The sequence below is a fragment of the Streptomyces californicus genome (genome assembly GCF_000717645.1).
Taxonomy (GTDB): domain Bacteria; phylum Actinomycetota; class Actinomycetes; order Streptomycetales; family Streptomycetaceae; genus Streptomyces; species Streptomyces californicus.
The window spans coordinates 1-22,931 of the sequence record NZ_JNZZ01000031.1; the positions used below are offsets into that span (position 1 = coordinate 1).

The window sequence follows — 22,931 nt, forward strand, 5'->3', positions numbered from 1 at the left end:
GCCGGTCCCGGCCGGAGCTCCGGGGGCGGGGGCTTCGGGCGGGCCTGTCGAGCCGTCGGCCGGGCCGGCCGAGGCGTCCGGGTCCGCCGGGCCTGCGGAACCGTCCGGGCCTGCGGGGCCGTCCGGGGGGCCGTCGTCGTCCGCGGGTGGGGGCGGGGCGGGCTAGGGCCGCCTGCGGCGGGCTGTTCCCCACCCCGCCCCTTCCCGAAACCGGGGCGCTGCCCCGGACCCCGCTCCTCAAGCGCCGGAGGGGCTGGGAAGCAGCTTGCCGGAGGGGCTGGGAACACGAGGACTGGCGGAGGGGCGGGAGGTCAGTCCCTCGCGATCTCCGCGAACACCGCCCCCGTCAGCTCCGCCAGGTCCGTCGCCGACAGTTCGACCTCCAGGCCGCGGCGGCCCGCCGACACGCAGACCGTCGCGTGGGCGCGGGCCGAGGCGTCCAGGACCGTGCGCAGGCGTTTGCGCTGGCCCAGGGGGGAGATGCCGCCGCGTACGTAGCCCGTGGTGCGTTCCGCCGCCGCCGGGTCCGCCATCGTGGCGCGTTTGCCGCCGACCGCCGACGCCAGGGCCTTCAGGTCCAGGGAGCCGGCCACCGGGACCACTGCCACCGTCAGCTCGCCGTCCACGTCCGCGACCAGGGTCTTGAAGACCCGGTCGGGGGAGACGCCCAGGGCCTCGGCGGCCTCCTCGCCGTACGAGGGGGAGGCCGGGTCGTGTTCGTACGCGTGGACCGTGTACGCCGTGCCCGCCGCGGTCAGGGCGACCGTCGCGGGGGTGCCGCCCGTCTGTTTCCTGGGCTTCTTCGCCACCGGGGGAGTCCTCGATCAGTTGGGGTGGGTGGGGGCCCGGGTCAGGTCGGTCGCGGGCAGGGAGGGCAGATGGCGGATCATCGCGGTCTCCCGGCGCAGCAGCGTCAGCTCCTCGCGCAGCCGCGTCGCGGTGTCCGGGGCCTGGAGCAGCCGCTGTTTCGTCGGCACGTCCAGGACCGTGGCCGCGGCGACCAGGTAGGAGACCACCGAGGGGTCGTCGGGCAGCTCGGCGCCGGTCGCCAGCGAGCGCTCGTTCGCCCCGGCCAGCCGCTTCTGGTAGGCGCGGAAGGCCCGCAGGACGCCCTCGGCGAGCGCCCCCGCCTCGTCGCCCTCGTCCTCGCCGGGCGGCTCCTCGGCCAGGTCCTCGACCTCGGCGGTCAGATACGGGCCGCTCGACTCGACGGACAGCAGCCTGACCCGGGTGGTGCCGGTGGCCAGGACCTCGAAGCTGCCGTCGGCGCGTTCGCGGATCGTCGCCGCGTCGGCCACGCAGCCGACCCGGTGGAAGGTCTGGACGGGGTCGGGGCCGAAGCCGTCGGCCGGGGCGCGTTCGGTGATCGCGGGCCGGGCTGTGGTGTCGGGCATGCCGGTGCCCGTCGGTGCGGTCTCGCGGCCGTCGCGGATCGCGACCACGACGAAGCGGCGGGGCTCGTCCTCGTCGCTTTTCAGCAGTTCCCGCATCATGGCGCGGTACCGCTCCTCGAAGACGTTGAGCGGCAGCACCAGGCCGGGGAACAGCACCGCGTTGAGCGGGAAGAGGGGAAGGCGGGCGGTGGTCACAGCGGTCAAGCGTAATGGCCCCGGGGGCGGCCGTGGTCGGCCCGGTTGCGCAACGGTGTCAGGGAGGCCGCCTGGAGCCGTGCGCCGTCCCGCGCGTCGAGGAAGCGGCCGAGCGCGTCGTCGGACACCGACGACCACGGGAAGGACGTCGCGTGTTGGCCTATCAGGTGGAACTGGTGCAGCGCCTCCGCCCAGCGGCCCCGGGCGAGCAGCACGTACGCGAGGAGGTTGCGCACCTCCGCCGGCCACGGGTCGCCGGGCCGGTAGGCGGCGGAGAGCCTGATCGCCAGGTCGGCCGCCGCGTCGATCCGCTCCTCCAGGACGGAGGTGCTCCGGCCCGCCGCCTGGGAGTCCAGGAGCAGCGCGAAGGCCGCCCGCACCGGCAGGGCCTGCACCAGCGAGTCGGGCCGCGCGTCCTCCGCGGCCTGCTCGGCGAAGTCGAAGCATTCGCGGTGCGAGCCGTACCAGGCGGCGGAGAGGTAGCGCAGCGCCGCCACATGGCAGCCGTAGTGGTGCGCGGAGCGCCGTACCGCCTGCTCCCACAGCGACTCGAAGGCCGTGTGCGTGGCGTGCGTGCCGCGCGCGTGGTCCAGGGCGAGCCGCCACGGCACGGGGTCGCGCGGGTCCGCGTCGGCTGCGGCGGTGATCAGCGGGGCGACCTCCCGGAGCCGCTCCGCGCGGGCGGGCGACTCCCAGGCCCGGCGGACCGACAGCTCCGCCTTGACCAGCAGGGCGTCCGGGTCGCGCGGGGCGGCGGCCAGCCAGTCGACGAGCCAGCCGTCCCGGTTGCGGGCGAAGGCGACGAGCCGGTCGAGGTAGCGGTCCCGGTTCTCCCAGTCGGCCGCGTCCCGGGTGGTGGCGAGCAGCTTGGCTGCCGGTTCGTGGTCGCCCAGGGCAGCGGCGACCAGCGCGGGAGAGAGCCGCTCGTCCGGGGCGTCGAGCAGCACCGCGTCATCCGCGGCCGGCCCGGCGGACAGCGGAGAGCTGTGCCGGACCATGCGCGCGGTACGGAGCAGAGCGCGAAGGAATGCCATGGTGCAGACCATTGAAAAGCGCTGGTGAGGGCCGCGCCAGGGGCATGCTGTGAAGCTTCTGTGCCGAGTGGCGGGGTTGTATCAGGGCTGGTCAAGAACGGGCAAAGGAATGGTGCGGCAATGGCTTGATCACGTCGTTATGGCGCGGTCGTGCGGTTCGTTCGCCGCCGGGTCGGCGCGGGGCGGCCCGGGGCTTCGACGCCCCGAACGCCCCTGTCCGCAGGCCGGAGCCGCAGCGGCCGCCCGGCGCGCGCCGTCCCGAACGGCCTCGGCCCGTCAACCCCTGCGGAGCATCCGCGAGGCGCCCGCCGCCACCGTGGTGGCCAGAACCCACCCCACCAGCACCAGGCCCGCCGCACCCCACTGCCAGGCGTCCTCCATCCGCCAGTAGCCGTCCTGCCCGAGGTTGATCACCGGGATCAGCAGATCCAGCGCGTACAGGGCGGGATTCCACTGCGGATGCTCCTCGCCCTTGATCGACGGCGGGGTGTGCTGCGCGAAGGCCACTGTGCCCGCCGCCCACAGCACCGCCATCCACACCGCCGCCCGCCCCGGCCGGTAGCCGTACGCCACCATCCAGTCCTGGAGGTACCCCCACGCCTTCGCGGCGGGCGGCAGCGTCTCCCGGCGGCGGCGCTGCTTGGCGAGCAGCACCTCGCGCGCGTCCGCGTCCTCCCCGCAGCTCCGCATCACCGTGGCCAGCCGCTCGTACGGCTCGGGGACGTACTCCGGCGTCGCCGCCTGCACCCACTCCAGCCGCCGGGAGAGCGGGAAGTGGCCGTACGGGACCAGGTTCTCGTAGACGAAACCGCCCATCGCCAGACCGCCGGGGCCCGGCCAGCTCGTCGACAGGTCGATCAGCGTGACCACCTTCGCGCCGTTCAGCACGACCCGGCCCTCCTCCGGGCGCTCCGCGTTGAACCGCAGCTCCGGAGTGACGATCCTGCGCAGCGACAGCTCCTCCTGCCGCGTCATCGTGAACCGGGCCTTGTGCAGGTCCACCGCGTCCCCGAACCGCCCGTCGTCCAGCCGCACCCCGCCCCGGCACTCGAATATCTGCGAGCGGGTGCCGCGCGCCGGGGTCGGGGCGTAGACCACGCCGTACGGGGGAGTGGTGCCCTGGTTCCCCGTGTCGACGCTCACCCACGCCTCGGTCATGTAGAGCGTCCGCTCCACCGTCAACTGCGGGGCGTTCAGCGCCCGGCGGTCCTGTGCCGCCCGCAGCCGGCTGCCGCGCAGGGACAGCGAACCGCCCACCTTCGCCCCGCGCAGGCTCAGCTCGCCCAGCGTCTCGATCATCTCGGCCTGGAGGTCCTGCGCGACCGTCATGCCGTCCCCGACGACGGCCCGCCCGTGCCGGTCCGGGCCGACGCTGAGCTGGTTGATCAGCAGGTCCGTGCCGATCTGGGCGTCGGTCAGCCGGATGCCCCGGTCGATCCGGCAGCGCGGCAGATGCAGATCGCCCTCCGTCTGCAACCGCGCCGCCTCCAGCCGGGGCAGCGCGCAGCCCACCAGCCGCAACGTCGTGAAGTGACACTCCGGGAGCACCACCTCCTGCTCGAATCGGCAGCCGGTCAGCTCCACGTACGGAGAGACCCGGCCGCCCGCCAGATCCAGCTTTCCGGTGATCCGCACGCCCCGGAGCTTCAGCGCCGCCACCCGGCCGGGCCGGGCGGGCGGACCGCTCAGCAGCAGCCGCGCCACCGTGCGCGCGCCGACGCTCCGCTCCGGCCCCCAGGCGTGCGGGGCGAACGGGTCGTTGCGCGTCGGGTCGTAGGTCCGTAAGTCGTAGGTCGTCCCGTTGCGGAACGACTGCCACATGCCCAGCTCCGCTGCGCTGAGGCCGTCCGGGATATCGCCTTCGTGCGGCTCGGTCACGGCCGCTCCCTCCGTGCGCACATGCCGTCGTGCCGTCGTGCCCTCGTGGTGCACACACGCTGTAGAGCCGTTATTCCCGTGTGCGACGCCGTGAAGCCAGTGGTCAGCAGTGACAGCCGGACATGGCCGAGACACGTATCAGCCACTGGTGCGGACGGCCGGTATCAGCCAGTGATACGGCCGTCCGGCGGCTTCGGCGGGTCTGAGAGAATTGCCGTGTGATCTCTCGAATCGATCTGCGCGGCGATGCCCTCCCCGAGGGCGGAGCCCTGCGCGACCTGCTGCCCCGTGCCGAGTTCGACGTGGAAGCCGCCCTGGAGACGGTGCGGCCCATCTGCGAGGACGTACGCCATCGCGGCTCCGCGGCAGTGATCGAGTGGGGGGAGAAATTCGACGGTGTCCGGATCGCGTCGGTACGGGTGCCCGCCGAGGCCCTGACCCGCGCCCTTGCGGAGCTGGATCCGGCCGTCCGCGCCGCGCTGGAGGAGTCGATCCGCCGCGCCCGCCTCGTCCACCGCGAGCAGCGCCGCACCACGCACACCACCCAGGTCGTCCCCGGCGGCACGGTCACCGAGAAGTGGGTCCCCGTCGAGCGCGTCGGGCTCTACGTCCCCGGCGGCCGCTCGGTCTACCCCTCCTCCGTCGTGATGAACGTCGTCCCGGCCCAGGAGGCGGGCGTCGAGGGCGTCGCGGTGGCCTCCCCGCCGCAGAAGGACTTCGACGGCCTCCCGCACCCCACGATCCTCGCCGCCTGCGCCCTGCTCGGCGTGGACGAGGTCTACGCGGCCGGAGGCGCCCAGGCCGTCGCGATGTTCGCGTACGGCAGCGAGGACTGCTCCCCGGTCAACCTGGTCACCGGCCCCGGCAACATCTACGTCGCCGCCGCCAAGCGCCTCCTCAAGGGCCGCATCGGCATCGACGCCGAGGCCGGGCCCACCGAGATCGCGATCCTCGCCGACGCCACCGCCGACCCGGTGCACGTCGCCGCCGACCTCATCAGCCAGGCCGAGCACGACCCGATGGCCGCCGCCGTCCTGGTCACCGACTCCGAGGAGCTGGCCGCCGCCACCGAGGCCGAGCTGGTCCCGCAGGTCGCCGCCACCAAGCACATCACCGACCGTATCGAGCCCGCGCTCGCCGGCCGCCAGTCCGCGATCGTCCTGGTCTCCTCGGTCGAGGACGGCCTCAAGGTCGTCGACGCCTACGGGGCCGAGCACCTGGAGATCCAGACCGCCGACGCCGCCGCCGTCGCCGACCGCGTCCGCAACGCCGGGGCGATCTTCGTCGGCCCCTGGTCCCCGGTCTCCCTGGGCGACTACTGCGCCGGCTCCAACCACGTCCTGCCCACCGGCGGCTGCGCCTGCCACTCCTCCGGCCTGTCCGTGCAGTCCTTCCTGCGCGGCATCCACATCGTCGACTACACCCGCGACGCGCTCGCCGAGGTCACCCACCACGTCGTGACCCTCGCCGAGGCGGAGGACCTCCCCGCCCACGGCGCCGCCCTCAAGGCACGTTTCGCCGAAGGCGAACTCGACGAACACCGTGGCTGGAAGGTCCCGCAGCAGTGACGAACGACAGCACCACCTCCCGCAACGCCTGGGACGAGCTGCCCATCCGCGACGAACTGCGCGGCCAGTCCCCGTACGGAGCGCCCCAGCTCGACGTCCCCGTACGCCTCAACACCAACGAGAACCCCTACCCGCTGCCCGAGGCCCTGGTCGAGCGGATCGCCGAGCGCGTCCGCGAGGCCGCCCGCGACCTCAACCGCTACCCCGACCGGGACGCCGTCGAACTCCGCACCGAACTGGCCCGCTATCTGACGCGGACCGCCGGACACGAGGTCACGGCCGCCCACGTCTGGGCCGCCAACGGCTCCAACGAGGTCCTCCAGCAACTGCTCCAGACATTCGGCGGACCCGGGCGCACCGCGATCGGCTTCGAACCCTCGTACTCCATGCACGCCCTGATCTCCCGGGGCACCGGCACCGGCTGGATCTCCGGGCCGCGCAACGACGACTTCACCATCGACGTCGACGCCGCCCGCACCGCCATCGCCGAGCACCGGCCCGAGGTCGTCTTCATCACCTCGCCCAACAACCCCACCGGCACCGCCGTCGAGGCCGACACCGTCCTCGCCCTGTACGACGCCGCCCAGGCCGCCGGCCCCTCGATCGTCGTCGTCGACGAGGCGTACGGCGAGTTCAGCCACCAGCCCTCGCTGCTCCCGCTGATCGAGGGCCGCCGCAACCTGGTCCTCTCCCGGACCATGTCCAAGGCGTTCGGCGCGGCGGGACTGCGCCTGGGCTACCTCGCCGCCGACCCGGCCGTGGTCGACGCCGTCCAGCTCGTCCGGCTGCCCTACCACCTCTCCTCCATCACCCAGGCCACCGCGCTCGCCGCCTTGGAGCACACCGATACGCTGCTCGGGTACGTCGCGCAGCTCAAGAGCGAGCGCGACCGGCTGGTGGCCGAACTGCGCGCCACCGGCTACGAGGTCACCGCGTCGGACGCCAACTTCGTCCAGTTCGGCCGCTTCGACGACAGCCACGCCGTCTGGCGGCGGATCCTCGACAAGGGCGTCCTGGTCCGGGACAACGGCGTACCGGGCTGGCTGCGGGTCACCGCCGGCACCCCGGAAGAGAACGACGCGTTCCTCGACGCGGTACGCGAACTGAAGAAGGAGCACGACGCATGAGCCCCCGCACAGGCCGCGTGGAACGCACGACCAAGGAAACGTCCGTGCTGGTCGAGATCAACCTCGACGGCACCGGCAAGGTCGACGTCGCCACCGGGGTCGGCTTCTACGACCACATGCTCGACCAGCTCGGCCGCCACGGGCTCTTCGACCTCACGGTCAAGACCGAGGGCGACCTGCACATCGACAGCCACCACACCATCGAGGACACCGCCCTCGCCCTCGGCGCCGCCTTCAAGCAGGCCCTCGGTGACAAGGTCGGCATCTACCGCTTCGGCAACTGCACCGTCCCGCTGGACGAGTCGCTCGCCCAGGTCACCGTCGACCTCTCCGGCCGCCCGTACCTCGTGCACACCGAGCCCGAGAACATGGCCCCGATGATCGGCGCGTACGACACGACGATGACCCGGCACATCCTGGAGTCCTTCGTCGCCCAGGCGCAGATCGCCCTGCACGTCCACGTGCCGTACGGGCGCAACGCCCACCACATCGTGGAGTGCCAGTTCAAGGCGCTCGCCCGCGCCCTGCGCTACGCATCCGAGCACGACCCTCGCGCGGCCGGCATCCTGCCCTCCACGAAGGGCGCCCTGTGACCGGCCTCAGCACGATCCTGATCGTCGTCGGCCTCTTCCTGGCCGGCGGCGTCTACTCCTTCTCCAAGCAGGGGATGCCCAAGGGGGTCATCGTGCTGCTGTCGATCGGCTCCGTGATGTGCCTGGTGGCGGGCATCCTGCGGATCCAGGGACTGTGGGACTGAGGGCGGACGGACCATGAGCGAGAACAAGAAGAAGGTCGTCGTCTTCGACTACGGCTTCGGCAACGTGCGTTCCGCCGAGCGGGCTCTCGCCCGCGTCGGCGCCGACGTCGAGATCACCCGCGACTACGACCGCGCGATGGCCGCCGACGGGCTGCTCGTCCCCGGCGTCGGCGCGTTCGCCGCGTGCATGGAGGGGCTCAAGCGGGCCCGGGGCGACTGGATCGTCGGCCGCAGGCTGGCCGGCGGACGCCCGGTCATGGGCATCTGCGTCGGGATGCAGATCCTGTTCGAGCGCGGCATCGAGCACGGCGTGGAGACCGAGGGCCTGGACGAGTGGCCCGGCACGGTCGGCCCCCTGAAGGCCGACGTCGTCCCTCACATGGGCTGGAACACCGTCGACGCCCCCGAGGGCTCCCGGCTCTTCGCCGGCCTGGACGCCGACGCGCGCTACTACTTCGTGCACTCCTACGCGGCGCACGACTGGTCCCTCGAAGTCACCAACGCCAAGATCCGTGCCCCCAGGGTCACGTGGTCCACGTACGGCGAACGGTTCGTGGCCGCCGTGGAGAACGGCGCGCTGTGGGCCACCCAGTTCCACCCCGAGAAGTCCGGCGATGCCGGCGCCCAGCTGCTGACCAACTGGATCGAGACGCTGTAATGCCGAAGCTTGAACTGCTCCCCGCCGTCGACGTCCGCGACGGCCAGGCCGTCCGCCTCGTCCACGGCGAGTCCGGCTCCGAGACCTCCTACGGCTCCCCGCTGGAGGCCGCCCTCGCCTGGCAGAGCGCCGGCGCCGAGTGGCTGCACCTGGTGGACCTGGACGCCGCCTTCGGGACCGGTGACAACCGCACCCTGATCGCCGAGGTCGCCGGGGCCATGGAGATCAAGGTCGAGCTGTCCGGCGGCATCCGCGACGACGCCTCGCTGGAGGCCGCCCTCGCCACCGGCTGCCGCCGCGTCAACCTCGGCACCGCCGCCCTGGAGACGCCCGAGTGGGTCGCCAAGGTCATCGCCGAGCACGGCGACAAGATCGCCGTCGGCCTCGACGTCCGGGGCACCACCCTGCGCGGCCGCGGCTGGACGCGCGACGGCGGCGACCTGTACGAGACGCTGGCCCGCCTCGACTCCGAGGGCTGCGCCCGCTACGTCGTCACCGACATCGCCAAGGACGGCACGCTCCAGGGCCCCAACCTCGGCCTGCTGCGCGACGTCTGCGCCGCCACCGACCGGCCGGTCGTCGCCTCCGGCGGGGTCTCCTCGCTCGACGACCTGCGCGCGATCTCCCTCCTCGTCCCCGAGGGCGTCGAGGGCGCGATCGTCGGCAAGGCGCTGTACGCGAAGGCGTTCACCCTGGAAGAGGCGCTCAAGGCGGTCGCCGCATGACGGACGCCGCCCCCTCCGTACGCCGGATCTCCACCGGCGCGCCCTGGGAGGAGAAGTTCGGCTACTCGCGCGCCGTCGAACTCCCCAACGGGCTCGTCCTGGTGGCCGGCTGCACCTCCGTGGTCAACGGCGAGATCGCCGCGGGCTCCCCGTACGAGCAGGCCGTCACCTCCTTCGACGTGGCGTTCGCCGCCCTGGAACAGGTGGGCCTCGGCCGCGAGGACGTCGTCCGCACCCGGATGTACATCACGCACGCCCGGGACGTGGAGGAGGTCGGCCGCGCCCACAAGGAGCTGTTCGACGCCGTGCGCCCCGCCGCCTCGATGATCATCGTCTCCGGGTTCGTGGACCCGAGCCTGGTCGTCGAGGTCGAGGTCGAGGCGTACCGGGGAGGCGCGCGATGAGTCTCGCCGTACGGGTCATCCCCTGCCTGGACGTCGACAACGGCCGGGTCGTCAAGGGCGTCAACTTCCAGAACCTGCGCGACGCCGGCGACCCCGTCGAGATGGCCAAGCTGTACGACGCCGAGGGCGCCGACGAGCTGACGTTCCTGGACATCACCGCCTCCAGCGGCGACCGCGAGACGACGTACGACGTGGTCCGCCGCACCGCCGAGCAGGTCTTCATCCCGCTCACCGTGGGAGGCGGCGTCCGCACGGCGGACGACGTCGACAAGCTGCTGCGGGCCGGAGCGGACAAGGTCGGCGTCAACACCGCGGCGATCGCCCGCCCCGACCTCATCCGCGAGATCGGCGAACGGTTCGGACGCCAGGTCCTCGTGCTCTCCGTCGACGCCCGCCGCACCCCCGAGGGCACGTTCGAGGTCACCACGCACGGCGGCCGCCAGGGCACCGGCATCGACGCCGTCGAGTGGGCCCACCGGGCCGCCGAACTGGGCGCGGGGGAGATCCTGCTCAACTCGATGGACGCCGACGGCACGAAGGACGGCTACGACACCGAGATGATCGAGGCCGTGCGTCGGCACGTCTCCGTCCCCCTCATCGCCTCCGGCGGCGCGGGCCGGCTCGCCGACTTCGCCCCGGCGATCGGGGCGGGAGCCGACGCGGTGCTCGCGGCCTCCGTGTTCCACTTCGGCGACCTGCGGATCTCCGAGGTCAAGGACGCCCTGCGGGAGGCGGGCCACCCGGTCCGCTGAACCACTGACGGCCCGGCTCCCGCGCCCGTATCGGCCCGGCTCCCTCTCGGGGGAGCCGGGCCGCACGTTTCTCCGGAGGCTGTCCGAGGCCCGGCAAACGCACAAGAAAAGTTGTGCAAATCTTATTGTGCAACTTTTCTTTCGCATCTACTGTCCCTGTCATGCCCAGCAACGAACGCCACCGCATCTCCGACCTCGACACCCTCAAGGCGATCAGCCACCCCCTGCGCCTGAAGCTCTACCGCGCCCTGCACATCAAGCGCACCGCCACCGCCTCCCAGCTCGCCGACCAGGTCGACGAGGCCGTCTCGCTCGTCAGCTACCACCTGCGCAAGCTCGCCGACCACGGCCTGATCGAACCCGCCGAGGGGCAGGGCACCGACGGCCGGGAGCGCTGGTGGCAGCCGTCCGCCCGCGGGCTGACCTACAGCGAGGCGGACTTCGGTGACGCGCCGGAGACGGCGGCCGTATACGCCGCCGCGGGCCGGATGTCCTTCGACCAGCACGTCGAGCTCTACCGCGCCCACCAGGACTCGCGGCACACCTGGGACGCGGAGTGGCGCGGCGCCTCCTGGAGCTCGGAGAACCTCCTGAGGCTCACCGCGGGCGAACTGGCCGACCTGTCCCGGGAGATGGGGGCGCTGATCGACCGCTACCAGGAAGCCGGCAACGCCCGCGACGCGGCCGGCGACACGGAGGGCCGGGAGAGCGTCGCCCTGCACACCTACGGCTTCCCCTTCCGCCCGTGAGTCCGCGCCCGTGAGCCCGTGCCCGTGGCTCCCGGCCCGTGAGCCCGCGCCCGTGACTCTCCGCCTGTGAGCCCGCGCCCGTGAGCCTTCGTCCGCGAATCCCCGCCCGTGAGCCTCCGCCATGAGCTTCCGGCCCCTCCCGGGCCGCCACCCAACTCCCGAGGACGCACCCATGACCGTCGCCGCCGCGGCAGCCCCAGAACGCCCCGCCCACCGCGACCCCAACGTCCTGCGCTGGCTCGGCGCGTACACCGCGTCGATGATCGGCGACAGCGTCTACTTCATGGCCCTGGCCTGGGCCGCCGCCCGTACCGGCAGCGCTTCCGGCGCCGGCCTGGTCCTCGCCGCGGGATCCCTGCCGCGCGCTCTGCTGATGCTCGGCGGGGGAGTGCTCGCCGACCGGTTCGGCCCCCGCCGCATCGTCATCGGCAGCGACGCCGCCCGGGCGCTCCTCGTGCTCGGCCTCGCCGCCGTGCTGTTCCTCACCGGGCCCACCGTGGCCGTCCTGGTGGTCGTCGCCGTGCTCTTCGGCGCGGTCGACGCCCTGTTCCTGCCCGCCGTCGGAGCGCTCCCGCCCCGGCTCACCGCCCCCGGTCAGCTCGCCCGCGTCCAGGGCCTGCGCGCACTGGCCGCGCGCGGCTCCACGATCATCGGCGCGCCGATGGGCGGGGTCGCCGTGGCGGCCGGTGGCCCCTCGCTCGCCCTCGCCGCCGCCGGAGTGCTCTTCGCCCTGTCCCTGCCGCTGCTCCTGGGACTGCGGCTCCGGCCGCTGCCCGCCCCGGCGGTCTCCGACGAGGAGGCCGTAACGAAGGCCCCCCACGCCTGGCACGACCTCGTCGACGGGCTCCGGTACATCCGCCGCCACCCGCTGCTCGGCCCGCTCATGCTCGTCATCGCCCTCAGCGAGCTCGGCTTCGTCGGACCGCTCAACCTCGGCCTGATCCTGCTCTCCGAACAGCGCGGCTGGGGCGCCTCCGGCATGGGCTGGATCGTCGCCGGATTCGCCGGCGGAGCGGCCGGCTCCGCCCTGCTCCTCGCTGTCCGGGGCCGGGTGCCGCGCGCCGGACTGGTGATGGGGGTGCTGGCCCTCGTCGGCGGCGCGGGCATCGCGGCCCTGGCCCAGGTCCCCTCGGTCGCCGCCGCCGCGGCGATCGCCGCGGGGGTCGGCCTCACGGCCGGCCTGGCCGGCGCGCTGTGCGGCGCCCTCGTCCAGACCGCCGCCGACCCCGCGTACCTGGGCCGGGTCACGTCCGTGTCGACGCTCTTCACCTACGCCGTCATCCCGCTGAGCTACCCCGTCACCGGGGCCGCCGTCGCCCTCTGGGGCACCGGGCCGGTGTACACGGTCAGCGCCGCCGTGTGCGCGGCAGGCGGCGTCCTGGGGCTCGTGCTCACCGTCCTCCGCCGCGCCGAACTGCCCCGCTGACCCGGCGACCGGCGAGGACGGGCCCGGGGCACCCCGCCCGGTGGCCCCGGGCGGACCGCAGCCCCGCCGGGGGCGGCCTACATCCCCAGCTCCGCCATCCGCAGCCGCTCCACCGCCGACTCCTCGCCCTCCACCCGGACGTCCGCCGCGTCCTGCCGCCCGAAGGCGTACAGCAGCAGCTCGCCGGGCTCCCCGGTCACCGTCACCACCGGCGCCCCCTTGTGCGCCACCGCCGTCTGCCCGTCCGGGCGCCGCAGCACAAGGCCCACCGGGGACCGGCGGCCCAGCAGCCGGGCCGTCCGCTCGGTCCGCGACCAGAGCACGTCGGAGAAGACCGGGTCCAGCTCACGCCGCGACCAGTCCGGCTGGGCCCGCCGCACGTCCTCGGTGTGGACGAAGAACTCGACGGTGTTCGCCACCTCGTCGACCTGCTTGAGGGACAGGGGCGAGAACCGGGGCGGCCCGGTCCGGATCAGCTGGATCAGCTCCTCGTACGGTTTCGCCGCGAACTCCGCCTGCACCCGCTCCAGCCGGGGCTTCAACGCCCCGACCAGCAGGCCGCCCGCCGCGTCCGCGCGGCGTTCGCGGACCACCACGTGGGCGGCCAGGTCGCGGGTCTTCCAGCCGTCGCACAGGGTCGGAGCCCCGGGACCGGCGGCCTCCAACAGATCGGCGAGCAGAAGACGTTCACGCTTCGCATGGGTCGACATGTCCGTCAGCGTACGACCGTCACCCGGGGTCCGCCCAGTGGACGCCCGCCCGGAGGGGGCGCGCGGTCACGGCACAATGGGCCCATGACGAGCACGCCCGACGCCACGACGCCCGCCGGCGGCCTGGACCCCGCCATCGCCGCCCGCCTCAAGCGCGGCGCCGACGGTCTGGTCCCCGCCATCGCCCAGCAGTACGACACCGGCGAGGTGCTGATGCTCGGCTGGATGGACGACGAGGCGCTGCACCGCACCCTCACCACCGGCCGCTGCACCTACTGGTCGCGCAGCCGCCAGGAGTACTGGGTCAAGGGCGACACCTCCGGCCACGTCCAGCACGTGAAGTCCGTCGCCCTCGACTGCGACGCCGACACCGTGCTGGTCAAGGTCGACCAGACCGGCGCCGCCTGCCACACCGGCGACCGCACCTGCTTCGACGCCGACGTCCTGCCCCTCCACGACAGCTAAGGTCCGGCCATGGATCTCGACACCTTCCGCAAGCTGGCCGTCGACCGGCGCGTCGTCCCCGTCGGACGCCGCCTGCTCGCCGACGGCGACACCCCGGTCGGCCTGTACCGCAAGCTCGCCGCCGAACGCCCCGGCACCTTCCTCCTGGAATCCGCCGAGAACGGCCGCACCTGGTCGCGCTACTCCTTCATCGGCGTCCGCAGCGCCGCCACCCTCACCGTCCGCGACGGCGAGGCCCACTGGCTGGGCACCCCGCCCGTCGGCGTCCCGGTGGCCGGCGACCCGCTGGAGGCGCTGCGCGCCACCGTCGAGACCCTGCACACCCCGCGCGACCTGGTGAGCGACCTGGGCCTGCCGCCGTTCACCGGCGGCATGGTCGGCTACCTCGGCTACGACGTCGTCCGCCGGCTGGAGAAGATCGGCGAGCACGGCGGCGACGACCTGGCGCTGCCCGAGCTGACCATGCTCCTCACCTCGGACCTCGCCGTCCTCGACCACCAGAACGGCACCGTCCTGCTGATCGCCAACGCGATCAACCACAACGACCTCGACACCGGGGTCGACGAGGCGTACGCGGACGCCGTCGCCCGCCTCGACGCGATGGAGCGCGACCTGCGCCGCCCGGTCGAGAACGCCCCCGCCGCCCTGCCCCCCTCCGAGCTGCCCCCGTACACCGCGCGCTGGGGCGGCGACGCCTACCGGGCCGCCGTGGACGACATCAAGGAGCGCATCCGGGCGGGCGAGGCGTTCCAGGTCGTCCCCTCCCAGCGGTTCGAGACCCCCTGCACCGCGAGCGCCCTCGACGTCTACCGGGTGCTGCGGGCCACCAACCCGTCCCCGTACATGTACCTCTTCCGCTTCGACGGGTTCGACGTCGTCGGCTCCAGCCCCGAGGCGCTGGTCAAGGTCGAGGACGGCCGGGCCATGGTCCACCCCATCGCCGGCACCCGGCACCGCGGCGCCACCCCGCAGGAGGACCAGGCGCTCGCCGAGGAGCTGCTCGCCGACCCCAAGGAGCGCGCCGAGCACCTGATGCTCGTCGACCTCGGCCGCAACGACCTGGGGCGGGTCTGCGAACCGGGCAGCGTCGAGGTCGTCGACTTCATGTCCATCGAGCGCTACTCCCACGTGATGCACATCGTCTCCACCGTCACCGGCCGCGTCACCGAGGACCGCACCGCCTTCGACGTGCTCACCGCCTGCTTCCCCGCCGGCACCCTCTCCGGCGCCCCCAAGCCGCGCGCCATGCAGATCATCGAGGAGCTGGAGCCGAGCCGCCGGGGTCTGTACGGGGGCTGCGTCGGCTACCTCGACTTCGCCGGGGACTCCGACACCGCCATCGCCATCCGGACCGCCCTGCTCCGCGACGGGACGGCGTACGTGCAGGCCGGGGCCGGGGTCGTCGCCGACTCCGATCCGGTCGCCGAGGACACCGAGTGCCGCAACAAGGCGGCGGCCGTGCTCCGCGCCGTCCACACGGCCAACCGCCTCCACGACCGCTGAGCCGACGGGAAACCGGCCCGATCCGTGGCTCCGGGGCATGCGGGGGCCCTGGCCGCCTCCACGACCGCCGAGCCGACGAGGGCCCCGGCCCGTTCCATGACTCCGGGGCCGGCGGGGCCCCCGGCCGGCCCACGTCACAGAACGGGCCGGCGGGGGCGCCCGGCCGCCTCCACGACCGCCGAACCGGTAGGGGATAGTGGAAGGCGTGAGTGCTGCCCCCGTACCCCAGCCCCGAACCGCCGACCCCGACCCCGCCTCCGGCGCCGCGTCCGACCGGGCCGGGAGCCGCCGCAGTCTCGCGGCCGCCCTGTTCCTCGGCGCGGTCGGCGCGGCCGTCGTCCTCCTCGCCTCCGGGCAGATCTGGGTCGAGGGCGACGCGGCCACCGCCGGCGGCGCCTTCCCGCTCTCCGTCGACGGCCGGGACGTCACCGGCGTCCCGGCCGCCCTGGCCGTGGTCGGCCTCGCCGCCCTGGTCGCCGTCTTCGCCGTTCGCGGCGTGGGGCGCCTGACGGTCGCCGCCCTGCTCGCCCTCAGCGGTCTGGGAGCCACCGTCAGCGCGTGGGCCGGAGCGTCCGACAGCTCGGCCCTCGACGACGAGGCCGCCCGCTCCACCGGCGACACCGCGGCCACCGTCGACGCGCTCAGCCACACCGGCTGGCCGATCGTCGCGGCCGCCGGCGGCCTGCTGATCCTGCTGGCCGGACTCCTCGCCCTGCGCTACGGCTCCCGCTGGCCCGCCATGTCCGGGAAGTACGAGCGCGACGGCACCCCCCGCCCCGGCCGGGCGCCCCGCACCGCCCCCGACCCGGACCGCCCCGAGGACCTGTGGAAGGCCCTGGACCGGGGCGAGGACCCGACGCGCGGGTGACCCCAGGTCACCCCCCGTACGCCCCGTACGGGACAATGGCAGCGAGCCGCCCCCGGGCGGCGGCCACACGCATCAGCGTCACCCACGGCGCAACACCAACGAGGAGCAACTCATGGCGGGCACGAGCCACGGACACACCCCGGCCGCCTGGACCGGTGTCATCATCTCGTTCATCGGCTTCTGCGTCGCAGGCGTCTTCATGGTCGCGGCCAACCCGCTCGGCTTCTGGGCCGGCATCGCCGTGATCTTCGCCGGTGGCCTCGTGGGTCTCGCCATGAAGGCCGCGGGACTCGGCATGCCGAAGGAGTCGGCCGAGCTGGTCGAGGCCCGGGCGCGCGCCGGACGGGCGCAGACCTCCCACTGACCCGGCCGCCGGCCCGTCCCGGCGCCGACACGCGCAAGGCGCGGCCCGGCACCGGGCCGCGCCTTTCCGCGTCCTCGGGGGACAATCGGCGGGTGGACGCCTCGCCGAACCCCTCCGCCGCCCAGCCGGACCCCACCGCCTCTTCCCGGCCCCGAACCGGCCCCGACCCGGCCCGCCCGGAGAGCGCGCGGCGGGGCGTGGGCCCCTGGAACATGCCGCCGACGGTCTGCCCGACCCCGGACGGGACGCCGGCCCGGGTCCCGGACGCGTACCCGAGCCCGCCCCCGGCCCCGGACGCCCCGGGCCGCCTCCGCCGTATCGCCGTCCCGGCGGGGGTCTTCGCAGCGGTCGCCGGGGCCTTCGCGTACGTCGGCGCCGTGGACCCCAACGAGGGCGGGCACTACCCCGTCTGCCCGCTCCTGCGGCTGACCGGCGTCCTCTGCCCCGGCTGCGGCGGACTGCGCAGCGCCCACGCCTTCATCACCGGCGACCTCGGCGCGGCGCTCTCCGCCAACGCGATCGCCACCGTCGGCTACGTCGTCTTCGCCGCCGTCTGGGTCCTCTGGCTGGTGAGGTCGTGGCGCGGCCGGCCGCTGCGGCTCGCTCTCGCGCCCGCCCACTGGTGGGCGGTGGGCGCCGTCCTGGCCGTCTTCACCGTCGTCCGGAATCTGCCGTTCGGCTCGGCGCTGGCCCCCTGAAACGGCCGCGTCGCCCGTCCCCGATGCCCAGGTAGTGGGACGGGGCGTGGCCGGATGCGGGCTGCGGGCCCCGCTGCGGATACCATCGGTACGGCTGATCCTGTTCCCTCATCACCGTTCCGGAAGGGGGCCGCTCGCGTGAGTGTGCTCGACGAGATCATCGACGGCGTCCGCGCCGACCTCGCGGAGCGGCAGGCGCGCGTCAGCCTCGACGAGCTGAAGGAGCGCGCCGCCCGCGCCCCCCAGGCGAAGGACGGAGTCGCCGCCCTGCGCGGCGAGGGCGTCACCGTCATCTGCGAGGTCAAGCGCTCGTCCCCGTCCAAGGGGGCCCTGGCCGCCATCGCGGACCCCGCCGCGCTCGCCGCGGACTACGAGGCGGGCGGCGCGTCCGTCATCTCGGTCCTCACCGAGGAGCGCCGCTTCGGCGGCTCCCTCGCCGACCTGGAGGCCGTCCGCGCCAAGGTCGACATCCCGGTCCTGCGCAAGGACTTCATCGTCACCTCCTACCAGCTGTGGGAGGCCCGCGCCTACGGCGCCGACCTCGCCCTGCTGATCGTCGCCGCCCTCGACCAGGAGGCCCTGGTCTCGCTGATCGAGCGGGCCGAGTCGATCGGGCTCACCCCGCTCGTCGAGGCGCACGACGAGGAGGAGGCGGAGCGCGCCCTGGACGCCGGAGCCAAGATCATCGGCGTCAACGCGCGCAACCTCAAGGACCTCAAGGTCGACCGCTCCACCTTCGAGCGCGTCGCCCCCGAGATCCCCGACCACATCGTCAAGGTGGCCGAGTCCGGCGTCCGCGGCCCGCACGACCTGATCGCGTACGCCAACGCCGGCGCCGACGCCGTCCTGGTCGGCGAGTCCCTGGTCACCGGCCGCGACCCGCGCGCCGCCGTCGCCGACCTGGTCGCCGCGGGCGCCCACCCGGCGCTCCGCCACGGCCGCGGCTGACCGGAGCCCCACGACCATGACCGACCGCCCCCCGCACCGCACCCGGCCCGGCCTCCGCCGCGCCGCGGTGCCGGTCCGCGACCCGCACGCCCCGCTGGCGCGCGGGTGCCGGCCGCGCGGCTGCCGCGCCCCCGCCCGGCGCGTGCACGGCCGGCGGGTGCGGTACGTCATCGGCGACGAGCCCGGCCAGGTCAACGGGATGCGATGGCGCACGGGCTCCGCGCCGTAGCGAGCCCCGGCCGACGTACCGCACCACCCCCTTCCCGTACGTACGACCGCACCACCGTGACCGGACGCCGGTCGCGGCGGCGCTCGCTGCTCCGCGCATACGGTGAACCCATCCGTCGCCCTGCCCAGGAGTACGCAGCATGTCGTCCGACTTCTTCGTTCCGGATCCCGAGGGTCTGATCCCCAGCGCCGAGGGCTATTTCGGCGCCTACGGCGGAAAGTTCATCCCGGAGGCGCTCGTCGCCGCCGTGGACGAGGTCGCCGTCGAGTACGACAAGGCCAAGGCGGACCCCGCCTTCGCCGCCGAGCTCAACGAGCTGATGGTGAACTACACGGGCCGCCCCAGCGCCCTGACCGAGGTCCCGCGCTTCGCCGAGCACGCCGGCGGCGCCCGGATCTTCCTCAAGCGCGAGGACCTGAACCACACCGGCTCGCACAAGATCAACAACGTGCTGGGCCAGGCGCTCCTCACCAAGCGCATGGGCAAGACCCGCGTCATCGCCGAGACCGGGGCCGGCCAGCACGGCGTCGCCACCGCGACCGCCTGCGCCCTCTTCGGCCTCGACTGCACCATCTACATGGGTGAGATCGACACCCGGCGCCAGGCGCTCAACGTGGCCCGGATGCGGATGCTCGGCGCCGAGGTCGTCGCGGTGAAGTCCGGATCGCGGACCCTGAAGGACGCCATCAACGAGGCGTTCCGCGACTGGGTCGCCAACGTGGACCGCACGCACTACCTCTTCGGCACGGTCGCGGGCCCGCACCCCTTCCCCGCGATGGTCCGCGACTTCCACCGGGTCATCGGCGTCGAGGCCCGCCGCCAGCTCCTGGAGCGCACCGGCCGCCTCCCCGACGCGGCGGTCGCCTGCGTCGGCGGCGGCTCCAACGCCATCGGCCTCTTCCACGCCTTCATCCCCGACTCCGACGTCCGCCTGGTCGGCTGCGAACCGGCCGGGCACGGCGTGGAGACCGGCGAGCACGCGGCGACCCTCACCGCCGGGGAACCGGGCATCCTGCACGGCTCGCGCTCCTACGTCCTCCAGGACGACGAGGGCCAGATCACCGAGCCGTACTCCATCTCGGCCGGTCTGGACTACCCGGGCATCGGCCCGGAGCACTCCTACCTCAAGGACGTGGGACGCGGCGAGTACCGCGCGGTCACCGACGAGGCGGCCATGGGGGCCCTGCGGCTGCTCTCCCGCACCGAGGGCATCATCCCGGCCATCGAGAGCGCCCACGCCCTCGCCGGCGCCCTGGACCTCGGCGAGGAGCTGGGCCCGGACGGGCTGATCCTGGTCAACCTGTCCGGCCGGGGCGACAAGGACATGGACACCGCGGCCCGCTACTTCGGGCTGTACGACACCGACGCCGCCGTCGAGGCGGACGCCGGAAGCGACCGCGCCGAGATCGAGGGGGACGCCAAGTGAGCGGCAACATCGAGCTGTTGAACACCACCCTCGCCGCCGCGAAGGCGGCGGACCGGGCGGCTCTCATCGCCTACCTCCCGGCCGGCTTCCCGACCGTGGACGGCGGGATCGAGGCGGTCAAGGCCGTCGTCGCGGGCGGCGCGGACATCGTCGAGGTCGGGCTCCCGCACAGCGACCCCGTCCTCGACGGCCCCGTCATCCAGACCGCCGACGACATCGCCCTGCGCGGCGGCGTCCGCATCGCCGACGTGATGCGCACGGTCCGCGAGGCGTACGAGGCCACCGGCGTCCCGATCCTCGTCATGACCTACTGGAACCCCATCGACCGCTACGGCGTCGAGCGGTTCACCGCCGAGCTGGCCGAGGCGGGCGGCGCCGGGTGCATCCTGCCCGACCTGCCGGTCCAGGAGTCCGCGCTGTGGCGCGAGCACGCCGAGAAGCACGGGCTCGCCACCGTCTTCGTGGTCGCGCCCAGCAGCCAGGACGCCCGCCTCGCCACCATCACGGCGGCCGGCAGCGGTTTCGTCTACGCCGCGTCCCTGATGGGCGTCACCGGCACCCGCGCCTCCGTCGGCGCCCAGGCCCAGAACCTGGTGGAGCGCACCCGCGCCACCACCGACACCCCGGTCTGCGTCGGCCTCGGCGTCTCCGACGCGGCGCAGGCCGCCGAGGTCGCCGGGTTCGCGGACGGGGTGATCGTCGGATCCGCGTTCGTCAAGGCCATGCTGGACGCGCCCGACGAGGCGGCCGGTCTCGCCGCCGTCCGCTCCCTCGCGGGCGAACTGGCCGAAGGCGTTCGAAAGCGCTGACCCCTCGCATCACCCGAACGGATGGATTGTGGACCGGGGAGGCGTGCCGACGCCTCCCCGGTTCGTTCCCCCGGGTGTGAGCGACAAGATCCCTGAGGGAAACAGAAGCGCGCGTGAGCGCCTGGCTCGGCAGCGCGAGCAGGAGAAGGGGCGCGAGAAGCGCCGCCGGACGCTGATCGTCGCCTCGGCCGTGGTCGGGGTGCTCGCCCTGGCCGCCGTGGTCGGCCTGATCGCGGCCAACGTGAGCAAGGACGGCGGCGAGGACACCGCGTCCGGACCCGCCATCGCCCCGTCCGGGGCCTCCGGCGAGGACGCCCTGACCCTGCCGGTCGGCGCGGCCGACGCCCCGTCCACCCTCACCATCTGGGAGGACTTCCGCTGCCCCGTCTGCGCCCAGTTCGAGAACGCGCTGCGGGACACCGTCTCGGAGCTGGTGAACGACGGGCAGGTCAGGGTGGAGTACCACCTGGCCACGATCATCGACGGCAATCTCGGCGGCTCCGGATCGCTGCGCGCCGCCAACGCCGCCGCCTGCGCCCAGGACGCCGGCAAGTTCGCGCCGTACCACGACGTCCTCTTCAGCAACCAGCCGCCCGAGCCGGACGACGCCTACGGCAAGAACAGCCGGCTCATCGAGCTGGCCGGGAAGGTCCAGGGGCTCGACACGCCGGAGTTCCGCAGCTGTGTGGAGGACGGCGACCACGACAGCTGGGTGAAGAAGTCCGACACCGCGTTCCGTAAGGGCGGCTTCCAGGGCACGCCGACCGTCCTGCTCAACGGGGAGTCGGTCTTCCCGAGCAAGGACGGCGAGCAGATCTCCCCGGCGGCCCTGAAGAAGTGGATCCTCGCGGCCAACAAGGGCAAGAAGCCGGGCACCGCCGCCCCGTCCGACCCGGACGCCCCGGCCCCGTCGTCCGCCGCCTCCTCGTCCGCGTCGCCGGAGGGATCGGCCACCGCCGACGGGTCCGCCACCCCGTCCCCGCAGGGCGACGGACCGGCGGACCCGGCCGCACCGTCGTCGGCCGCCGGTTCCTGACCGGGCTCCGGCCTCGTTCCCGACGGGGCTCCGGAGGCGGTCCGCACCGGGGCCCGGACGTGGCTCGCGGCGGGCCCGGGGCCTCCTTCCCGCCGGGGCCCGGGGCCGCTCCGGGCGGATCCCGGGCCCGCCTCCCGGCGCGGTCCTCGTTACCCAGACGTTGCCGGGTGGCTTGCCGTACCCACCGCCCGGCAGGGTAGCGTCGACCTCGCCATGAACCTTGCCTCCATTCCCAGTCCGTCGACCGGCGTGATCGAGCTCGGCCCGATCCCGCTCCGCGGCTACGCGTTCTGCATCATCATCGGTGTCTTCGTCGCCGTCTGGTTCGGCAACAAGCGCTGGATCGCCCGGGGCGGCAAAGCCGGCACCGTGGCCGACGTCGCCGTCTGGGCGGTCCCCTTCGGCCTCGTCGGCGGCCGGCTCTACCACGTGATCACCGACTACCAGCTCTACTTCAACGAGGGCGAGAACTGGGTCGACGCCTTCAAGATCTGGCAGGGCGGCCTCGGAATCTGGGGCGCGATCGCCTTCGGCGCGGTCGGCGCGTGGATCGCCTGCCGCCGCCGGGGCATCCCGCTGCCCGCCTGGGCCGACGCGCTGGCCCCGGGCATCGCCATCGCCCAGGCCATCGGCCGCTGGGGCAACTGGTTCAACCAGGAGCTGTACGGCAAGCCCACCGATCTGCCGTGGGCCGTCGAGATCAGCGAGGGCGTGAACCGGGTCGCCGGGACCTACCACCCGACCTTCCTGTACGAATCGCTCTGGTGCGTCGGCGTGGCGCTGCTGGTCGTCTGGGCCGACCGCCGCTTCCGGCTCGGCCACGGCCGGGCGTTCGCGCTGTACGTCGCGGCCTACTGCGCCGGACGGGCCTGGATCGAGTACATGCGGGTCGACGAGGCGCACCACATCCTGGGCCTGCGACTGAACGTGTGGACCGCGATCATCGTCTTCGTGCTGGCCGTCGTCTACATCGTGGTCTCCGCGAAGATCCGGCCGGGTCGCGAGGAGATCGTCGAGCCGGACCGGGACACCCCGGCGAAGGCGTCCGACGAGGAGGGCTCCGACCCGGACGGACCGGCGAAGACGGACGCCGACGAGCGGGACGCCGACGCGAAGAAGGACCCGTTCGCGAAGGACGAGCCGGGCAAGCCGGGCAAGGGCCGCACCGCCGGCAGCACCGAAGCGGCGGCCGAGAAGAGCTGACCGGG

26 protein-coding genes are annotated in these 22,931 nt (G+C 73.7%); 21 read left to right on the forward strand and 5 right to left on the reverse strand.

From position 1 onward, the window contains the following. Positions 1 to 311 precede the first annotated feature (311 nt). From ybaK to IF19_RS0129965, 4 genes are all read right to left on the reverse strand, one after another. Complete coding sequence (gene ybaK / locus IF19_RS0129950) at positions 312 to 809, reverse strand: Cys-tRNA(Pro) deacylase (RefSeq protein ID WP_030121767.1); 498 nt, start codon at positions 807 to 809, stop codon at positions 312 to 314. A gap of 15 nt (positions 810 to 824) precedes the next feature. Further along, complete coding sequence (locus tag IF19_RS0129955) at positions 825 to 1,589, reverse strand: LON peptidase substrate-binding domain-containing protein (protein WP_030114315.1); 765 nt, start codon at positions 1,587 to 1,589, stop codon at positions 825 to 827. A 5-nt stretch (positions 1,590 to 1,594) separates the two neighbouring features. Continuing rightward, positions 1,595 to 2,635, reverse strand: coding sequence for a hypothetical protein (locus IF19_RS0129960; protein WP_030191734.1), 1,041 nt, complete (start codon positions 2,633 to 2,635; stop codon positions 1,595 to 1,597). Positions 2,636 to 2,899: 264 nt separating this feature from the next. Continuing rightward, a complete protein-coding gene (locus IF19_RS0129965; RefSeq protein WP_030191735.1) occupies positions 2,900 to 4,501 on the reverse strand; it encodes a hypothetical protein in 1,602 nt (533 codons plus the stop codon). Between the two features lie 218 nt (positions 4,502 to 4,719). Here IF19_RS0129965 and hisD point away from each other — a divergent pair, with 218 nt between their 5' ends. The 10 genes from hisD (at position 4,720) to IF19_RS0130015 (ending at position 12,667) form a co-directional block, all read left to right on the forward strand. Next, positions 4,720 to 6,069 (forward strand): histidinol dehydrogenase, encoded by a 1,350-nt coding sequence (hisD, locus tag IF19_RS0129970; RefSeq protein WP_030114320.1) that lies wholly within the window; start codon positions 4,720 to 4,722, stop codon positions 6,067 to 6,069. Beyond that, entirely contained in the window at positions 6,066 to 7,196 is a 1,131-nt protein-coding gene (locus tag IF19_RS0129975; RefSeq protein WP_030114321.1) for a histidinol-phosphate transaminase, read from the forward strand. The genes hisD and IF19_RS0129975 overlap by 4 nt, the downstream gene beginning before the upstream one ends. Next, a complete protein-coding gene (gene hisB / locus IF19_RS0129980; RefSeq protein ID WP_030114322.1) occupies positions 7,193 to 7,789 on the forward strand; it encodes an imidazoleglycerol-phosphate dehydratase HisB in 597 nt (198 codons plus the stop codon). Before IF19_RS0129975 ends, hisB begins: the two co-directional genes overlap by 4 nt. Beyond that, entirely contained in the window at positions 7,786 to 7,953 is a 168-nt protein-coding gene (locus IF19_RS1000000137835; protein ID WP_030114323.1) for a hypothetical protein, read from the forward strand. The genes hisB and IF19_RS1000000137835 overlap by 4 nt, the downstream gene beginning before the upstream one ends. Before the next feature lie 13 nt (positions 7,954 to 7,966). Further along, complete coding sequence (hisH, locus tag IF19_RS0129990; RefSeq protein WP_030114324.1) at positions 7,967 to 8,611, forward strand: imidazole glycerol phosphate synthase subunit HisH; 645 nt, start codon at positions 7,967 to 7,969, stop codon at positions 8,609 to 8,611. After that, positions 8,611 to 9,336, forward strand: a complete 726-nt coding sequence (gene priA, locus IF19_RS0129995) for a bifunctional 1-(5-phosphoribosyl)-5-((5-phosphoribosylamino)methylideneamino)imidazole-4-carboxamide isomerase/phosphoribosylanthranilate isomerase PriA (protein WP_030277289.1) — start codon at positions 8,611 to 8,613, stop codon at positions 9,334 to 9,336. The genes hisH and priA overlap by 1 nt, the downstream gene beginning before the upstream one ends. After that, positions 9,333 to 9,740: a RidA family protein gene (locus IF19_RS0130000; RefSeq protein ID WP_030114327.1), complete on the forward strand. Its 408-nt coding sequence runs from the start codon at positions 9,333 to 9,335 to the stop codon at positions 9,738 to 9,740. The genes priA and IF19_RS0130000 overlap by 4 nt, the downstream gene beginning before the upstream one ends. After that, positions 9,737 to 10,492: an imidazole glycerol phosphate synthase subunit HisF gene (gene hisF, locus IF19_RS0130005; protein WP_030114328.1), complete on the forward strand. Its 756-nt coding sequence runs from the start codon at positions 9,737 to 9,739 to the stop codon at positions 10,490 to 10,492. The genes IF19_RS0130000 and hisF overlap by 4 nt, the downstream gene beginning before the upstream one ends. Before the next feature lie 161 nt (positions 10,493 to 10,653). Next, complete coding sequence (locus IF19_RS0130010) at positions 10,654 to 11,241, forward strand: ArsR/SmtB family transcription factor (RefSeq protein WP_030114329.1); 588 nt, start codon at positions 10,654 to 10,656, stop codon at positions 11,239 to 11,241. Positions 11,242 to 11,413: 172 nt separating this feature from the next. Further along, entirely contained in the window at positions 11,414 to 12,667 is a 1,254-nt protein-coding gene (locus tag IF19_RS0130015; protein ID WP_030277287.1) for an MFS transporter, read from the forward strand. Positions 12,668 to 12,744: 77 nt separating this feature from the next. Here the strand turns inward: IF19_RS0130015 and IF19_RS0130020 are convergent, their stop codons facing one another. After that, positions 12,745 to 13,377, reverse strand: coding sequence for a TIGR03085 family metal-binding protein (locus tag IF19_RS0130020; RefSeq protein WP_030114332.1), 633 nt, complete (start codon positions 13,375 to 13,377; stop codon positions 12,745 to 12,747). An 84-nt stretch (positions 13,378 to 13,461) separates the two neighbouring features. Between IF19_RS0130020 and hisI the strand changes: the two genes are divergently transcribed. The 11 genes from hisI (at position 13,462) to lgt (ending at position 22,926) form a co-directional block, all read left to right on the forward strand. Next, positions 13,462 to 13,842 (forward strand): phosphoribosyl-AMP cyclohydrolase, encoded by a 381-nt coding sequence (gene hisI, locus IF19_RS0130025; RefSeq protein WP_030114333.1) that lies wholly within the window; start codon positions 13,462 to 13,464, stop codon positions 13,840 to 13,842. A 9-nt stretch (positions 13,843 to 13,851) separates the two neighbouring features. Continuing rightward, positions 13,852 to 15,345 carry an anthranilate synthase component I gene (locus IF19_RS0130030; RefSeq protein ID WP_030114334.1) on the forward strand — a complete coding sequence of 498 codons (1,494 nt, stop codon included), beginning with the start codon at positions 13,852 to 13,854 and terminating at the stop codon, positions 15,343 to 15,345. A gap of 196 nt (positions 15,346 to 15,541) precedes the next feature. After that, on the forward strand, positions 15,542 to 16,213 hold the full coding sequence (locus IF19_RS0130035; protein ID WP_030277285.1) for a TIGR02234 family membrane protein: 672 nt from the start codon (positions 15,542 to 15,544) through the stop codon (positions 16,211 to 16,213). Between the two features lie 112 nt (positions 16,214 to 16,325). Beyond that, entirely contained in the window at positions 16,326 to 16,577 is a 252-nt protein-coding gene (locus tag IF19_RS0130040; protein ID WP_030114337.1) for an HGxxPAAW family protein, read from the forward strand. A 92-nt stretch (positions 16,578 to 16,669) separates the two neighbouring features. Next, positions 16,670 to 17,275, forward strand: a complete 606-nt coding sequence (locus IF19_RS0130045; protein ID WP_030114338.1) for a DUF2752 domain-containing protein — start codon at positions 16,670 to 16,672, stop codon at positions 17,273 to 17,275. A 138-nt stretch (positions 17,276 to 17,413) separates the two neighbouring features. Beyond that, positions 17,414 to 18,223: an indole-3-glycerol phosphate synthase TrpC gene (trpC, locus tag IF19_RS0130050; protein WP_030114339.1), complete on the forward strand. Its 810-nt coding sequence runs from the start codon at positions 17,414 to 17,416 to the stop codon at positions 18,221 to 18,223. Between the two features lie 16 nt (positions 18,224 to 18,239). Further along, on the forward strand, positions 18,240 to 18,452 hold the full coding sequence (gene trpM / locus IF19_RS0130055; protein WP_030114340.1) for a tryptophan biosynthesis modulator TrpM: 213 nt from the start codon (positions 18,240 to 18,242) through the stop codon (positions 18,450 to 18,452). Between the two features lie 139 nt (positions 18,453 to 18,591). Further along, positions 18,592 to 19,878, forward strand: coding sequence for a tryptophan synthase subunit beta (trpB, locus tag IF19_RS0130060; protein WP_030114341.1), 1,287 nt, complete (start codon positions 18,592 to 18,594; stop codon positions 19,876 to 19,878). Further along, a complete protein-coding gene (trpA, locus tag IF19_RS0130065; RefSeq protein ID WP_030114342.1) occupies positions 19,875 to 20,687 on the forward strand; it encodes a tryptophan synthase subunit alpha in 813 nt (270 codons plus the stop codon). Before trpB ends, trpA begins: the two co-directional genes overlap by 4 nt. Before the next feature lie 76 nt (positions 20,688 to 20,763). Further along, on the forward strand, positions 20,764 to 21,723 hold the full coding sequence (locus tag IF19_RS0130070) for a thioredoxin domain-containing protein (RefSeq protein WP_030114343.1): 960 nt from the start codon (positions 20,764 to 20,766) through the stop codon (positions 21,721 to 21,723). Between the two features lie 213 nt (positions 21,724 to 21,936). Beyond that, complete coding sequence (gene lgt / locus IF19_RS0130075; RefSeq protein WP_030114344.1) at positions 21,937 to 22,926, forward strand: prolipoprotein diacylglyceryl transferase; 990 nt, start codon at positions 21,937 to 21,939, stop codon at positions 22,924 to 22,926. Positions 22,927 to 22,931: the final 5 nt, after the last annotated feature.